This is a genomic window from Chitinophaga sp. 22308 (genome assembly GCF_052045305.1).
In the GTDB taxonomy this organism is placed as follows: Bacteria; Bacteroidota; Bacteroidia; order Chitinophagales; family Chitinophagaceae; genus Chitinophaga; species Chitinophaga varians_A.
Window position 1 is genome coordinate 91,746 of sequence record NZ_JBQEOP010000005.1, and the last position, 14,703, is coordinate 106,448.

14 protein-coding genes are annotated in these 14,703 nt (G+C 48.0%); 5 read left to right on the forward strand and 9 right to left on the reverse strand.

Features of this window, described 5'->3' with window-relative positions:
- Positions 1–71: 71 nt before the first annotated feature.
- The 3 genes from ACTJJS_RS20620 to ACTJJS_RS20630 are packed head-to-tail and all read right to left on the reverse strand — an operon-like array spanning position 72 to position 2,476.
- Positions 72–869 carry a prolyl oligopeptidase family serine peptidase gene (locus ACTJJS_RS20620; RefSeq protein ID WP_440665076.1) on the reverse strand — a complete coding sequence of 266 codons (798 nt, stop codon included), beginning with the start codon at positions 867–869 and terminating at the stop codon, positions 72–74.
- Positions 870–924: 55 nt separating this feature from the next.
- On the reverse strand, positions 925–1,722 hold the full coding sequence (locus ACTJJS_RS20625; RefSeq protein WP_440665077.1) for an O-methyltransferase: 798 nt from the start codon (positions 1,720–1,722) through the stop codon (positions 925–927).
- A 16-nt stretch (positions 1,723–1,738) separates the two neighbouring features.
- Positions 1,739–2,476: a glycosyltransferase family 2 protein gene (locus tag ACTJJS_RS20630; RefSeq protein ID WP_168872092.1), complete on the reverse strand. Its 738-nt coding sequence runs from the start codon at positions 2,474–2,476 to the stop codon at positions 1,739–1,741.
- A 187-nt stretch (positions 2,477–2,663) separates the two neighbouring features.
- Here ACTJJS_RS20630 and ACTJJS_RS20635 point away from each other — a divergent pair, with 187 nt between their 5' ends.
- Entirely contained in the window at positions 2,664–3,992 is a 1,329-nt protein-coding gene (locus ACTJJS_RS20635) for a hypothetical protein (RefSeq protein WP_168872091.1), read from the forward strand.
- Positions 3,993–4,127: 135 nt separating this feature from the next.
- A complete protein-coding gene (locus ACTJJS_RS20640) occupies positions 4,128–5,069 on the forward strand; it encodes a hydrogen peroxide-inducible genes activator (protein WP_168872090.1) in 942 nt (313 codons plus the stop codon).
- A gap of 149 nt (positions 5,070–5,218) precedes the next feature.
- On the opposite strand, the gene ACTJJS_RS20645 is transcribed toward ACTJJS_RS20640, so the two are convergent.
- The 3 genes from ACTJJS_RS20645 to prmA form a co-directional block, all read right to left on the reverse strand.
- Positions 5,219–6,019: a M48 family metallopeptidase gene (locus ACTJJS_RS20645; protein WP_168872089.1), complete on the reverse strand. Its 801-nt coding sequence runs from the start codon at positions 6,017–6,019 to the stop codon at positions 5,219–5,221.
- 123 nt (positions 6,020–6,142) lie between these two features.
- Entirely contained in the window at positions 6,143–6,784 is a 642-nt protein-coding gene (plsY, locus tag ACTJJS_RS20650) for a glycerol-3-phosphate 1-O-acyltransferase PlsY (protein WP_168872088.1), read from the reverse strand.
- A 114-nt stretch (positions 6,785–6,898) separates the two neighbouring features.
- Positions 6,899–7,726, reverse strand: a complete 828-nt coding sequence (prmA, locus tag ACTJJS_RS20655) for a 50S ribosomal protein L11 methyltransferase (RefSeq protein ID WP_440665078.1) — start codon at positions 7,724–7,726, stop codon at positions 6,899–6,901.
- A gap of 138 nt (positions 7,727–7,864) precedes the next feature.
- Between prmA and ACTJJS_RS20660 the strand changes: the two genes are divergently transcribed.
- Entirely contained in the window at positions 7,865–8,440 is a 576-nt protein-coding gene (locus tag ACTJJS_RS20660) for a hypothetical protein (protein WP_440665079.1), read from the forward strand.
- Positions 8,441–8,625: 185 nt separating this feature from the next.
- On the opposite strand, the gene ACTJJS_RS20665 is transcribed toward ACTJJS_RS20660, so the two are convergent.
- The 3 genes from ACTJJS_RS20665 to ACTJJS_RS20675 form a co-directional block, all read right to left on the reverse strand.
- Positions 8,626–10,977 (reverse strand): polyribonucleotide nucleotidyltransferase, encoded by a 2,352-nt coding sequence (locus ACTJJS_RS20665; RefSeq protein WP_343743720.1) that lies wholly within the window; start codon positions 10,975–10,977, stop codon positions 8,626–8,628.
- 123 nt (positions 10,978–11,100) lie between these two features.
- Entirely contained in the window at positions 11,101–11,373 is a 273-nt protein-coding gene (rpsO, locus tag ACTJJS_RS20670) for a 30S ribosomal protein S15 (protein WP_168806334.1), read from the reverse strand.
- A gap of 142 nt (positions 11,374–11,515) precedes the next feature.
- Positions 11,516–12,211, reverse strand: coding sequence for a cell division ATP-binding protein FtsE (locus tag ACTJJS_RS20675; protein ID WP_078667319.1), 696 nt, complete (start codon positions 12,209–12,211; stop codon positions 11,516–11,518).
- A 257-nt stretch (positions 12,212–12,468) separates the two neighbouring features.
- Between ACTJJS_RS20675 and ACTJJS_RS20680 the strand changes: the two genes are divergently transcribed.
- Entirely contained in the window at positions 12,469–12,834 is a 366-nt protein-coding gene (locus tag ACTJJS_RS20680; RefSeq protein WP_168872084.1) for a BlaI/MecI/CopY family transcriptional regulator, read from the forward strand.
- A 45-nt stretch (positions 12,835–12,879) separates the two neighbouring features.
- Positions 12,880–14,631: a TonB family protein gene (locus ACTJJS_RS20685; protein ID WP_440665080.1), complete on the forward strand. Its 1,752-nt coding sequence runs from the start codon at positions 12,880–12,882 to the stop codon at positions 14,629–14,631.
- The last annotated feature ends 72 nt before the right edge of the window (positions 14,632–14,703 follow it).

Sequence of the window (14,703 nt, forward strand, 5' to 3'; positions counted from 1 at the left end):
GGAAGGTTTTATAGAGCAAAGCCCCTGGCCGTATGGCCGGGGGCTTTTTATTTTCACCTCTTAAAGATGTATTATTTCTTTTTGTGGGAGAACAGCCAGCGGAAAAGGTCCGGTTCCACGAACACATTGTCCCAGCTGTTATGGCCTACGCCGGGATATTCAGTATATCTGTAGTCTGCATGGAGGGATTTCAGTTTGGCATCATATACACGGGAGCCTTCCACCGGTACTACACCGTCAGCCCCGCCATGGAATATCCAAACCGGCACCTTACGGGCAAAACGGCCGGCAGCCGCCACGTTGCCTGCGCCACAGATGGGGAACGCCGCTGCAAACAATTCCGGTCTTTTGGTGATCATGTAGAATGTGCCCATGCCTCCCATGGACAGGCCGCCGATATATACTCTTTTCTTATCGATTTTTCCGGTGGACAACAGGCTGTCCAGCAGCACATTGAGCGCTGCCGTGGCCGGCGGAGCGGGGGCATCCAGCGGAAAGTCCCCGCGGATGATTTTACCGGTGCTGTCCCGTTCGAGGCTCATCGGCGCCCAGGTGCTGCCGGTAGGGCATTGCGGCGCCAGTACAAAGGCCGGGTATTTGTTGCGCAGAGAGTCACGCAGGAACATGGTACCGCCATGCAGCAGCTGCGCGTTGTTATCATATCCCCGCTCTCCGGCGCCGTGCAGGAAAACGATCAGCGGGTATTTTTTGTGCACATCGTAATTGGCCGGTGTCAGCAGGCGGTAGCGCAGGGTGTCGCCATGATGGTAATAGGTTTCATAGCTGAACGCGTCGAGGTCCTGCGCCTGGCTGCATACAGCGGCCAGCAGGAGGCAACAGCAAAAAAGGAGGTATCTGCAGTAGTCCATATGAGGAATTTGTTTCCTAATATACTACCTGCGCAGCGGTATTTTTTAATTTTTTTTAATATTTCAGCGTGAAATGCTGTTTCACTTTGAAATCCTTCCGGAAAAAGACCAGCCCGATGAAAAACAGGTCGATGGTCATGGTCACCTGCGGATGCTCCTGGATAGTATGCCAGGCCGCTTCCATGTCCGGAGTCCAGTGGATATCATCAAAAATCAGGAGGGAGTGTTCATGCACGTATTGCAGGCATTGCTCAAAGTAGGCCAGTGTAGGCTCTTTGCGGTGATTACCGTCGATGTACACCCAGTCGGGCCGTTGTATCTGGCGGAGCACGTCCGGTAATACCGTATCAAAATTGCCTGTCACCTGCGTGATATTATCGAGCTGCAGCGCATCAAAGTTTTTGCGGGCTCTGGCGGCGATATTGGGGCAGCCTTCAATGGTGTATATACGCGCATCGGGCGCCGCTTTGGCCATATAGGCGGTAGAAAGGCCCATTGAGGTGCCTAATTCGAGCAACTGCTTCGGCTGAAGGTATTGGACCAGCCGGTAAAACAACTGCCCGAATTTAGGCTGTTTAGCGGCATAACGGGTTATGTCGCTGACTTTCCGTTCGTTGCCCGAAGAAATAAGGGAACCGGCCCCCAGATCGGTGACCTGCAAGGTTTCGGTGCTGGCCAGCAGTTGTTTGCGCAGCTGTTCTATCTCACCGAAGGCGGCATGACGGGTTTTATCCAGCAATACGTCTTCTATGAGGGAGAAAACGAACGGGGAATGGACATCATGACGGTTCCCGGAGGTAAAATAATACCGGATATATTTGGTAGCTAATCGATACTGCTGCGCTAAACTCACTGACTATACGAATTTTTTAATAAATCTTTCCTTTAAAAAGGCCCCACATATGCAAACGGTGCTGTAAAGACACCCTTAACACACCAAGGCCATAGATGGCGCTCCGCTTGAAGTTGATGCTGGACGCTTCTTCAAAGTACTTGGTGGGGCAGGTTATTTCCGCAATATCGTATCCTTTCATGAATATCTGCGAAATCATTTCATTATCAAAGACAAAGTCATCACTGTTGGCCATGTAATTGATGTTCTTCAGCACTTCTCCCGAAAAGGTACGGTAACCGGTATGGTACTCGCTCAGCTTCTGGCCGATCAGAATATTCTGCGTCAGCGTGAGCATACGGTTAAATATGTATTTGTACATGGGCATTCCGCCTTTCAGCGCGCCTTTGCCCAGGATACGGGAACCGAAAACAACCGGGTACAGGTCATTGGCGATGATACTGCACATGGCGGTGATCAGCTTGGGCGTATACTGATAATCAGGATGAAGCATCACCACTACGTCCGCTCCCAGCTCCAGCGCCTTGTTGTAACAGGATTTCTGGTTGCCGCCATACCCCTTGTTATTGTCATGGCGTATCAGGTGTTTAATCCCTAATTGTCTTCCTACTTCCAGGGTGTCATCCTTACTGGCATCATCTACCAGTACCACATCGTCCACGATGTCGAAAGGGATTTCCCGGAACGTCTTTTCCAGTGTAAGTGCTGCGTTGTAGGCTGGTAACACAACCACTATCTTTTTGTCATTCAGCATGAAAAGTGGATCAAATTTGGGTGCAAAGGTAAGTCACCTGCTGATAATTCAAAATATATTGCTCAAATGCCCATGTGTACCACCTATCATGATTTAATTTTAACTATTATTAATTATTTATCTTTGTAGCTTGATGATTTTGGCATCATATTTTCTAAAATTTTTGTTAACAAAAAGCAAAAAGAACATGTTAAAACACCTACCAACGGAAATGAAGCATGGTAACGGTCCAGAGGCCACCTGTAATTATTCATTGCCGTTAGTACAGCCCGGAAAAAATTCCCGGACTTTCAAATGGATGAAAGTGCTGCCTGCACCCTTTATCTTTTTGTTAACCTTTCAGGCCGCACAAGCCCAGGACCCGGAGTTAAAAGCCATCACCTCTCCAGTCATCAAAACACAGGATACCACTATACGGAAACTGGTGGAAGAAATGCAGCGCATCACGGACAACGACAAAACGAACTCCAATGCTATTCAGGCCCTGCTGCAGGGTAAAGAGATCGATAATATGAGCAAGTACGATCTCATCAAAAATAATATTATCAACGCGAGTGAAACTTATTACCTGCTCAACAAAAAGATCATTGACCTGAAATCGCGCACCACCACCAATAACCTCGATGTATTCATTACCTCGCTCAACAACCCCGAAAGCAAGGCCTTAGGGTTTTCACTGAGCGACCGCATCGTGGAACTGGTGGAAAAAATCATCCTGAAAAACAAATCAGACAAGGGTGAAAAAAATTCCAAAATAGTGGAATCCACCAAATCCATTATCAACAGCCCTATCTTCCAGAGCTTCACCTCCCTGACACCACCGCTGGCCATCGCCAATTCAGTGATGAACTTCCTGCACAGTGTCAGCGTGAACAATAAACAGATCAATCAGAAGTCACTGCAGGATTTTGAAAAAGAACTGAATAAATATGTAGTGTACTATACAGCCCTGAACGACGCCAACCAGAAGTTTGAGTATGGCCTCAACTTCAATAAGGACCAACTCAGCCTGTTGCAGGACAACCTGTTCGACCACCTGTCGTTTACCGCTACTTCCCTGAAGTTCCCCGCTCCGCAGAAAGGCGCCAAGCCGCTGAGCCAAACGATGAACGAATATTTCTATGAGTTCAAAAAGGAAAAGGTGGTAGATTATTTCGGGCAGCTGGAAGCCAAATACACTAAAAACAAACGTATCGATTATGAATCGTTGCTGCGGGAAAACCCCAATCTGAAAGAGGTGAACAACCAACTGGAAGACCTGGTGCTGCAGACCAAACGCTTCGAAAATCTTTACAACGAATACTTTACCCTGCTGGACTCTTATTACACCAAGGTGAACAATTCACTCAAGATCGCGCAGGACAACGGACTGGCCGAAAAAAATATTATCGACAACAAACAGGCTGAGTTCCGTAACCTGAAAACCGATGCCGTACAGGAAATCCAGGCATCTATCAACATCCGCGAGCTGTACAGCAATACTGAAAAAATCAAATATCGTTATCGTATATTCTAATTACGAATTACAGATTACGAATTACGAATTAAGGGCTTTCTTAAGGAGAGGTTACTTACTAACCGCTCTGTAAGGGAGCCCTTAATTCGTAATTCGTAATTGCCTATCTATAGATTTTATCAATACCTTTGCAGCATGACAACGGTTCAATTGGAGTACATCGTTGCGGTAGACACCTACCGGAGCTTTGTGATCGCAGCGGAAAAATGCTTCGTTACACAGCCTACGCTGAGTATGCAGATACAAAAACTGGAAGATGAGCTGGGCATTAAATTATTTGACCGCAGCAAACTGCCGGTAGTGCCCACTGAAATAGGCATTGCTGTGGTGGCACAGGCCAGGATCATCCTGAAAGAAAACGCCCGTATCCGGGAAATTATCGCCGACCAGAAAAAAGAAGTACAGGGCAACCTGAAAGTAGGCATCATACCTACCCTTGCACCCTATCTCCTTCCCCGCATCCTGACGGGGTTCATGAAGAAATATCCCAAAGTAAAACTGGAAATATGGGAATACCCCACAGAACAGATCATTCAACAGTTGAAGCAGGAACTGCTGGACTGCGGCCTGCTGGCCACGCCGCTGCATAATCCCCATCTGGAAGAGCATCCGCTGTTTTATGAGTCCTTTGTGGTGTATACCGCGAAAAGCAACCCGTTGTATGAAAAGAAAGTAGTGCGTGCAGAAGAACTGGAGCTAAAAGACGTATGGCTGCTGAATGAAGGGCACTGCATGCGTAACCAGGTACTGAACATCTGCAAGGACAAGTTTACCATGGGCGAGCATAAAAACCTGGAATATAATACCGGCAGCGTGGAAACACTCAAACGGATGGTAGATCTGAATGAAGGATATACTATTTTACCGGAGCTGTCCCTGCAGGACCTTTCCAGCCGTCAGCTGAATATGGTCCGTTATTTTAAAACGCCCGAACCGGTAAGGGAAATCAGTCTCGTTACCCATCGTCATTTTATCAAACAGGCCCTGATAGAAGCCTTTAAAAAAGAGATACTGGCGCATGTGCCGGAAAAGACCAAAGCGCAGAAGAATAAGAAGGTCATCGAAATAAACATGTAAGATTCAGGGATTTTTTGATTTACGATTGCTTGATTTCTGCGAGTTAAAAGCGAATAAATAAAAAGACCGAAGCAAATAATAATTGCTTCGGTCTTTTTATTTATTCATCTACGAAATCAAGCAATCGTAAATCAAAAAATCTCTAAATGCTATCTTGGCTTGTAGTACTTCATGGCTTCCGGCATCAGTTGCTGAAGCTGTTGCACACGTCTTGCATCACTGGGGTGGGTGCTCAAAAACTCAGGTGGTTTCTGGCCGTTGCTCATGTTGGCCATACGTTGCCAGAACGGAATGGACTCCTGTGGGTTATATCCTGCCATGGCCATGAATATAACGCCGAGATGGTCGGCTTCCAGCTCATTCTGGCGGGAGAAGGCCATAATACCCAGGTTACCGCCTACGCCAAAGGCCTGGTTAAAGAGGTTTACAGCAGTGGGATTTTTGCCCAGGGCTACAGAGCCGGCCACCTGGATGCCTTGTGCCACCAGTCCCTGGCTCATGCGCTCATTACCGTGACGGGCGATGGCGTGGGCAATTTCGTGGCCCATTACGCAGGCCAGTGCCGTTTCGTTCTGGGTAACAGGCAACAGTCCGGTGTACACCACCACTTTACCTCCCGGCATACACCAGGCATTCACTTCTTTACTATCTACCAGGTTAAATTCCCATTTATAGTCAGCAATCTGGTTGCCCATGCCGTTCTGGTTCATATAAGCGGTAACGGCGCCGGCAATACGCTGTCCTACTCTTTTTACCATTTCTGCGTCTCTGTTGGTGCTTTGGGACACGACTTTGTTGGAAGAAAGAAATGATTGGTATTCCTGAAGTGCCATGGATTGCATGGTGCTTTCGGGGAGCAGGTTTAACTGGCTACGTCCTGTTATAGGTACACGGGTACACGCCGCTAACAGTCCGATGCCGGCAGTAAAGATAAGTGCGATCTTTTTCATGGGTGAATCAAATTTATAATGCAGAAAAGCTATAATGCAGAAAAGCATAAAGCAAAAAGCGTGCACACTTCAGTTGGCCGGCTTTTTACTTTATGCTTTGACGTTTATTCCTAAAAAGTTGAATTAATGTTTTTCTTTTCTGTTCCTGAACAGGGGAACTTTACTCTCGTTGCCTTTCAACAGACGGGTAATATTTTTCTGATGTGTTAATACCACCATCAAAGCCACAGCAATGGCAAAGATGCGATAGTAAATTTCAGGTTCATTAAAGATATACAGGATCAGGACAGGAAATGCGATGCTGGCAATGATAGAACTTAAAGATACGTAACGTGTCAGGAAGAGGATCATCAGAAATACGCCCACGCAGCACAAGGCCACCACCGGCTGAATGGCCAGTACCAGGCCGAACAGGGTAGCGATTCCTTTACCGCCCCGGAAGTTGGCCCAGATAGGGAAAATATGCCCAACCACCGCAGCCAGGCCCAGTCCGATCTGGAGGTTCACCAGCTGTGTCAGGTGCTCGGGATCATGATAGTAAGATGCGAGATATGCTAACCGTACAGCCAGTACACCCTTCAACATGTCCACCACCATCACAAAAGTTCCTGCTTTGGGGCCCAGTACCCGGAATGTGTTGGTAGCACCGGCGTTGCCGCTGCCATATTCCCTGATATCCATCCCGAAAACGCCTTTACTTACCCATACAGCCGTAGGTACAGAACCGATCAGATAAGCACAAAAAAGCAATAAAATTTCTGTCATCACTATAAGTTAGGATTGCTAAGATAACAAATTCTGTGTTAAAATTAAGCAAACATTAGAAAAGTTTATAACACAAAAGTTGGATTATCAGCACTTTTCATATAAAAATTTAAACTATTCCTTGCTACCTGCCTTCAGTTTCAGTGCCAGCCAATTGTCTTTCTCAATTTTTTCCAGGAGCGTAAATCCGGCCGGAACTGCTGAGGCCAGTATTTGTTGTTCGTCTGACGGCATAATGCCGCTCAACAGGAGGATGCCATCAGGTACCAGCAAACGGCGCATATCGTTCATAAACCTCAATAACACGTTCAGATTGATGTTGGCCAAGAGAATATCATATGTGCCCGTCACCGCGTCCAGGTTATCAGCCTGCCATACGGTCGTATGACGGGTATGATTGGTTTGTATATTCTCCAGCGTATTGTTCACCGCCCATTCATCATAATCAATAGCATCGGTTTGCGCAGCCCCCATCATATCAGCCAGAATAGCCAGAATGCCCGTACCAGTCCCGAAATCGAATACTTTCTTTCCTTCAAACGAAAGGTGTTGCATCAACCGTATCATCGAAGAAGTAGTGGCGTGATGCCCTGTACCAAACGACATCTTGGGCGTGATCACAATCTCATAGGTTGGCGCCGGCGTAAATGGCGGATGAAAACCGGCCCTGATGCCACAAAAGCCGTCTACCAGCACAGGCTCGAAATTGCTCTCCCACACTGCATTCCAGTTCGTCTGCTGAATCGTCTCTTTCGTATAGGTTATACCGTAAGGTACCAGAATCGACTGCAATAACGCCTCATCAAAGTCAGCTTCCGGAATATAGGCGATCAGTTGGTCCGCTTGCTCCTCAAATCCCTCATAACCTGTATCTGACAGCTGCGCAATCAGCAGGTCGGCCTGTTCAGCGCTGGCCTGCAGCGTAATAGCAATATGTGACATATGCGGCAAATATAATCATTTGCCCGAAACATCCGCCAGCACCGGGAAATAGTAAGAAAATATTTACCATGGGCCAATTTATAACATTTATTATTAATATTACTATATTTGACATATAAAAATTAACCAATATTACCTATGAAAACATTACTGCTCCTGCTCACAGGTATCGCCTGCTCATGGGCCGCCACAGCACAAACAGTGATTAAAGTACAGCCGCCCTCAGAGCCGTTCAGAGACTCCATTGTATATCAGGGAGATAATGCCATCCTTATCTTCGACCGGCAACATCTGCTCGATTACATGATCACTATGGACACCACCCTGCGTAACAACAAAAACAGCAATAAGGTATTCCGTAACATTCAGTTCGCCCGGCTCAACAATAACGACATGGCCAACCACTTCCTGAAAGCCTACTGCTTCGTGGAAGATACGCTCAACAAGGAAATCAGCTTCCGCACAGACAAAATGAACCTGCTGTGGGCAGAAGACTGCGGCATCCTGATGCCCTATGTGGAAGAAATACTGCCCGACCTGCTGGCGACCGGTAACCTGAAAATAGTGGAACGGGGCAGCAAAATCGTACAGCCGGCGTACAAACTCATCTTTGAGCCCATTAATAACAACAACTACCGCGTGTTCCGCATGAACAACGGCAAGGAGATTTTCCGGGAAAGCACTTTCTGCGTGGAACAGATCACGCATCGCTAAAAGTCCCAGGGCTGAAGCCCTGGGTTACAATTCAGTTTTTTCTGATAATGGGCTGTTTTGTTTGTGTTTAAGGACATTTAGTGGCGGATAGGGATATATACAGCAACCATTTCATACTTTCTTAAAATGAAAAAGCAGCTACTAGACAGTAGCTGCTTTTTCATTTATCTAATTTCAGTTATAAACTATTCTTCGTCGAAGGTAGGTTCCTGTGGTTTTTCAGGATAGTCCTGACGTTCCGGGCGAGGGCCACGGTCTTCACGGGGACCACGATCTTCACGAGGGCCGCGTCTGTCGCCACGGTCACCACCGCCGCGCCTGTCGTCGCGAGGGCCACGGTCACGTCTGTCACCGCGATCGCCACCACGATCTCCGCGGTCACGGCGTTCGCCGCGATCACCTTCTTCGCGTTCTACATAACCTTCTGGTTTCGGCATCAGCACTTTACGGCTCAGTTTGAACTTACCGGTTTTAGGATCGGTACCGGTGAGTTTCACTTTTACCTTTTCGCCTTCAGCCAATACGCCTTCCATTGTTTCGAGGCGTTTCCAGGACACTTCGGAGATGTGCAGCAGGCCTTGTTTGCCAGGCATGAACTCTACGAAAGCACCATAAGGCATAATGGATTTTACTACAGACTCGTACACCTCTCCTACTTCAGGAACGGCCACAATGCCTTTCACCCATGCCACGGCTCTGTCGAGACCGTCTTTCTGTGCAGAGAAGATGCTTACTTCGCCGGTTTCACCAACTTCTTCGATGTTGATGGTAGTACCGGTTTCGCGTTGGATCTCCTGTATGATTTTACCACCCGGTCCGATCACAGCGCCGATAAATTCGCGGTCGATGATGATCTTCTCCATACGTGGTGCGTGTGGTTTTGGTTCAGGACGGGCAGCAGGTACAGCAGCGTACATGGCTTCCACGATGTGCAGGCGTCCTTTCTTGGCCTGGGCCAGTGCAGAGCGCATTACATCCATGCTGAGGCCATCCACTTTGATGTCCATCTGGATGCCCACGATACCGTCACGGGTACCGGTTACTTTAAAGTCCATATCACCGAGGTGGTCTTCATCACCCAGGATGTCGGTCAGTACCGCCCATTTGCCATCAGAAGCACGGGAGATAAGGCCCATTGCCACGCCGGAAACGTGTTTCGGCAGCGGAACACCTGCGTCCATCAGTGCCAGTGAACCGGCACATACGGTAGCCATGGAGGAGGAACCGTTAGACTCAAGGATATCGGATACTACACGTACAGTGTAAGGGTATTCGGAACCAGGCATCATTTGCTTCAGGGAGCGCATGGCCAGATTACCATGCCCTACTTCACGACGGCCGGGGCCGCGCATCATTTTCACCTCACCGGTGGAGAATGGCGGGAAGTTGTAGTGCAGGATGAATTTAACGTAATTGGAGACAGCAGCGCTTTCGATCAGCAGCTCATCTTCCGGAGTACCCAGGGTAACCGTAGTGAGAGACTGGGTTTCACCGCGGGTGAACAGGGCAGAACCGTGCGGGGAAGGCAGAATGTCTGTTTCCATCGCCAGCGGACGTACCTGGTCCAGAGAACGGCCATCCAGGCGGACAGACTCGTCCAGGATCATGTTACGGATCACTTCTTTTTCCAGCGCGTGGAAATATTCACCTACCAGTGGCGCATCTTCTTCCGGCAGTTCACCGAGGCTTTCTTTCAGCTCGTCAGCGATCTTTTTGAACGCATCGCTGCGGTCATGCTTGGCAGAAGCGGATTTCGCTACCTGGTAAATTTTATCTTTCGCAAAAGCGGTCACTTTTGCTTTCAGCTCTTCGTTTTGATGAGGCTGTGCGAATTCACGTTTGCCTTTCACGCCTTTCAGGTCGCGCAGTTCTTCCTGGGCTTTAACCTGTATTTTGATAGCGGCATGTGCAGCTTCAATAGCAGCGATCAGGTCTTCTTCCTGACATTCCTTGCTTTCGCCTTCCACCATCATGATGTTCTTTTCAGTAGCACCAATGATGAAGTCCATGTCGGCTTTCGCCAGATCAGAACGGTTAGGGTTGATCACATATTTACCTTCGATGCGCGCAACGCGTACTTCGGAGATGATTTCCTGGATGGGAACGTCAGAAACGGCCAGTGCAGCAGATGCAGCCAGACAGGCCAATGCGTCCGGCATTACTTCAGCATCGGAAGAGATGAGTGTAACCAGTACCTGTACTTCGCAGAGATAGTTGTCGGGGAACAGGGGACGTAATGCACGGTCAATCAGGCGGGAGATCAGGACCTCAGAATCGGATAGTCTGCCTTCGCGTTTGAAAAAAGATCCGGGTATGCGGCCGGCAGAAGCAAATTTTTCCTGGTAGTCAACAGTAAGCGGGAAAAAAGACTGGCCGGGTTTAGGTTCTTTATTCGCTACCACCGTGGCCAGCAGAATTGCATTCCCCAAACGCACCGTTACCGCGCCGTCAGCCTGACGGGCCAACTTGCCGGTCTCGATGGTCACGATACGACCGTCTCCTATATCGAATTTCACTGAGATAGGTGTCAGATTCATAAAAAAGTGAGGATTAATTAGATAACGTTATCCATTTACAATCACAAGGATAACAAAACGTATACATACAAAAAAACTATTCCCAACATAAAAGTTGGGAATAGCGCTATAATTAAGTCATGGTTACTTCCTGATACCTAACTTCTCAATGAGGGCACGATAGCCGGTGAGGTTGGTTTTAGACAGATAAGCGAGCAGACGCTTTCTCTGACCTACCATTTTCATCAGACCACGATGAGTGGAGAAATCTTTTTTGTTTTGTTTCAGGTGACCGGAAATGCTGTTGATACGCTCAGTCAGCAGGGCAATTTGCGCTTCCACGGAGCCTGTATTTTTCTCGCTTCCACCAAATTCCTTAAAAATATTGGCTTTCTTTTCAACAGTTAAGTAAGACATCTTTAATAATAATAAGTAATAATAATGTTTTTTGTCGCTATTTTTCCGGTGCAAAGGTAATTTAAAAAATACGAATTACCAATAAAGCCGGAATTTATAATTAATTCCGAATATTTTATATCTGTAAGCTACTTGAAATCAATTAGGCAGAAAAATTCAGGGCAGCATTATCTGTTACATGCCCGTTTTCAGTGCGTAACACACGTGACGGGAATTTCTGCAAAACGATATAATCGTGCGTGGCCATCACAATAGCGGTGCCCTCCCGGCAAATACGGAACAACAGCTGCATAATACCATCAGAAGTCTCAGGGTCCAGGTTACCGGTAGGTTCGTCCGCCAGGATCAGCCGCGGCGAATTGAGCATCGCCCGCGCAATATCTATACGCTGCTGCTCTCCGCCTGACAGTTCATAAGGCATCTTAAATCCCTTGGTGCCCAGCCCTACCTTGTCCAGCACATCCGCAATTTTATCCTCCATCTGCTTGTTGTCCTGCCAGCCAGTGGCCCGCAACGCAAATTTCAGGTTGTCATGCACGTTACGGTCGGTCAACAGCTGAAAGTCCTGAAACACCACGCCCAGATTACGACGCAGGTAAGGCACCTTCTTCCAGTCCATCTTCTTCAGATCAAACCCCACTACCTGGCCCGTTCCGTCCTTTAAAGGCAAATCCCCGTAAAGGGTCTTTAACAGACTGGACTTGCCTGTCCCCGTTTTACCAATAAGATATACAAACTCTCCTTTATTCACCGTGATATTCACATCAGACAAAATCAAAGAATTTCCCTGGTAAATACTGGCATTCGTTAACTGGATAATCGGCTGTTCGGGTGTCATGTACTTGTTCTGTTTAATGCTAAACTGCGTTATGGCGACAAAAATAACCAATTAAAAAATAATTCGTTGCGTCTTCCGGCAACAAAATTTAACCCTTGATGGTCATGCCCGTACTTATCCCTCTGGTAAACGAAGAACGACAGGCATCCACCTCCTCAAAAACAGCCGCCACGAATAAACACTTCTTCCTAAAAACTAAAAAAATAGTTTTCAAACTAAAAACTTAGTTGTAACTTAGGAACAATAATCCACCAGCCATGAAACAACTTACCAAAGCGGAAGAACAGATCATGCAGGCGCTCTGGCAAACAGGGCCTGCCTTCGTGAAAGATATCATCGAGGCCCTGCCGGAGCCCAAACCACATTACAACACGGTGTCCACCCTGGTGAAAATCCTGATCGAAAAAGGCTTTGTGGACTTTAAGGCATTTGGCAAATCCCATCAGTACTATGCCCTGATCACAAAAGACGCCTATAGCCGTAAAACACTCAACAGCCTGGCCAAAAGCTACTTTGGCGGCTCCTTCAGCAACATGGTGTCCTTTTTTGTGAAGGAAAAAGAAATGAGCGTCAACGACCTGGAACAGCTGATAAAACAAATCAAAGACCACGACAAACAATAACAACAGGACCGCTCACCTTTATCATCCGATTTAAAAGCATTCCACATGACAGCGCTTATCTACCTGGAGAAAGTCGTACTGTGCAGCGCCTTGCTATATGGCTATTACCATCTGGCACTGCGTAACAACCGGTTTCACCAATGGAACCGTTACTACCTGATGCTCATTACCCTGGTATCGTTGGTCACCCCGCTGCTACAGATCCCTCTTCCGGACAATAATGAAAAAACGTCCGCCGTGCTGACTTACACCAGCAAAATGCTCACCCTGCGGGAACCTGTCGCCGCCACCCCCACAACAGATCCGACCGCTTATTTGCGTATAGCCCTTACCGTTACCTACGCTTTGGTAGTGGCCTTTTTCCTGTATCGTCTGCTCTCCGGCGTCCTGAGCATCCGGAAACTGATACGGCGCAGTACCGTGCAGGAAATCCCGCCCTTCCGTTTTGCCCGCCACCCACAGGTACAGGCGCCCTTTTCCTTCTTCCGGTATATCTTCTGGGACATGGACTCCAGCCTCGATACGCCGGACAACAAACAGGTGCTGCAACACGAGCTGGTGCACCTGCGGGAGAGACACAGCATCGATAAAATATTACTGGAATTGATCACCTCCATTTGCTGGATCAATCCCTTCTTCCATCTGATAAAAAGGGAATTGTCCCTTGTGCATGAATTCATCGCTGACAGGAAAGCAGCCGGTAACGAAGTGACTGGTTACGCCGAAAACATTCTCCGGAACGCCCTTAACAGCCGGCAGTTTTCAATTACCAACGATTTTTTCCATCCGCCAATAAAACGACGAATTTTTATGCTCACACAATTCCACCAACCCAGGTTCAGTTATTTGCGCAGAATACTGGTGCTGCCTGTTGCGGCCACTATTTTCTGCTCACTTGCCTTTGTGGCCGACCAGCGCCCATCCGCCATTCGGGCGCTGGTGCCCACCGGCAGCATATTAAGTCCAAAGGCGCAACCGGAAGGGCCTGCGCAGGCTGCTCATACTACCGGCGACACCGTCCGTCCAAAACCCGGCGCCGTTCCATCCGTTACCGTGGTTACGGTTGATCCCTCACAGCTCTCCGTCCGCCCCGCTTACCCGGGTGGCGACGAAACGCTGGCCATCTATCTGAGCCGCAACATCCGCTACCCAAAAGTGGCTTATGATAAGGGCATCCAGGGCACAGTTAAAATTCACTTCATCATTGATGCCCGCGGTAACGTTACCCATGCAGAAGCCACCAATACTCCTTTGGGAGCAGGATTGGAAGAAGAAGCCATCCGGGTGGTCAAAGCCATGCCCACATGGAAACCGGCGGAGAAAGACGGGCAGAAAGTAGCCGTGGACTACATGATCCCCATACGGTTCCAACTGGAAAAAAAGCTGGGAACTATCTTTGTTGGAGAAAACAATCCCGCCGAAGGCACCGCTAAAAATCCCCAGACAGGTCCAGACGAGATATTCACCTTTGTGGAAAAGCCACCTACCTATGATGGCGGTGAAGATGCGCTGGCACGCTATCTGTCAGGAAATATCCTGTACCCAAAGGAAGCACAGGCAAAAGGCACCAGCGGCACGGTATTCGTCCAGTTTGTGGTAGACAAGGAAGGGTTCGTCAAAGATGTTCATACAGTGGGCGCTCCGAAGGGCAATGGACTGGAGGAAGAAGCTATCCGTGTGGTGAACGCCATGCCCCGGTGGCATGCGGGTCAACAAAACGGAAGGAACGTCAATGTGCAGTTCAATCTGCCGATACGTTTTACCATGCAGGAAGAATCGAAACATCAACACCAATAATCCATTTTTGCTAAAACTAAAACAACAACGCCGGGCCATTCAGGTCCGGCGTTTATTTTATAATCTTAAAGC